The organism is Hyphobacterium lacteum (assembly GCF_036330345.1).
GTDB classification, from domain to species: domain Bacteria; phylum Pseudomonadota; class Alphaproteobacteria; order Caulobacterales; family Maricaulaceae; genus Hyphobacterium; species Hyphobacterium lacteum.
Genome location: NZ_JAZDRP010000016.1, coordinates 1 through 1259, shown reverse-complemented (window position 1 = coordinate 1259; position 1259 = coordinate 1). Strand labels below are relative to the sequence as shown.

The 1259-nt window shown below is 58.5% G+C and carries 1 protein-coding gene; it reads left to right on the top strand.

Going from position 1 to position 1259, the window contains the following annotated elements:
• The coding region (locus V0U79_RS13580) for an Ig-like domain-containing protein (protein ID WP_330200052.1) at nt 1-1259 on the top strand (1259 nt) is incomplete at both ends.

Sequence of the window (1259 nt, the reverse complement as noted above, 5' to 3'; positions counted from 1 at the left end):
CAACGGCAACACCGCTGCCACCCAGTTCTCTGTCACGAATGACGCCACCGCTCCGACGCTGGCGATCACCGGTCCTGCCGGACCTGTTTCTGGCGACTTTACGGTGACCTTCATCTTCGATGAAGACGTCACGGGTTTTGTCGTTGGCGACATCAGTGTCGGCAATGGCGCCGCCTCGAACTTCCAGGCGACATCAGCGACGGTTTACACCGCCACCATCACGCCGGCTTCTGATGGCGCCGTCACGGTGGATGTCGCTGCCGATGTTGCCGCTGATGCAGCGGGTAATACCAACACCGCTGCCACACAGTTCTCTGTGACCAATGATGAGACAGCTCCGACGACCACCAGCGTTGACAACGTGCAGCCTGGTAGCTCGCCGACCAATGCCGACACGGTGATCTGGGCGATGTTCTTTAGCGAGAGCCTTGCCAACCTTGATGCGTCAGACATTCAGCTTACGGGTACAACCGCGACCATTACAGAGATCACCAACCCACAGCCGAACCTTTATGCGTTTACCGCTTCAGGCGGTGATCTGGCGGGATTGAATGGCACGATCACGATCGGTCTTGCACCTGGCCATGATGTAACCGATGATGCAGGTAATGCGCTGTCTTCGCTTGCACCCACAGGCGCCATAGATGACCGCAGCGTGATCATCGACAATACCGTTTCGACGCTGGCGATCACCGGTCCTGCCGGTCCTGTAAGTGGAGAATTTACCGCCAGCCTTGTTTTCTCTGAGCCGATCACCGGTTTTGATATTTCTGAAATCACTGTTGGCAATGGATCAGCAAAGGATCTGCGCGCTGAGTTTGCGCTTCCCAATGGTGTCTCCTCTTCCAGCACTATTCCACCTGCTACAAACTTTCTTGTCACCATCACGCCAGCCGCCGATGGGACGGTGACGGTTGATGTCGCTGCCGATGTGGCAGAAGACGCCGCAGCCAACGGCAACACGGCCGCGACCCAGTTCTCTGTGACGAATGACGCCACCGCTCCGACGCTGGCGATCACCGGTCCTGCCGGACCTGTTTCTGGCGCCTTTACGGTGACCTTCACCTTCGATGAAGACGTCACCGGCTTTGTCGTTGGCGACATCAGTGTCGGCAATGGCGCCGCGTCGAACTTCCAGGCGACATCGGCGACGGTCTATACAGCCACCATCACGCCCGCTTCTGACGGGGTTGTCACGGTCGATGTTGCAGGGGCGGTCGTTCAGGACGCTGCAGCCAACGGCAACACCGCTGCCACCC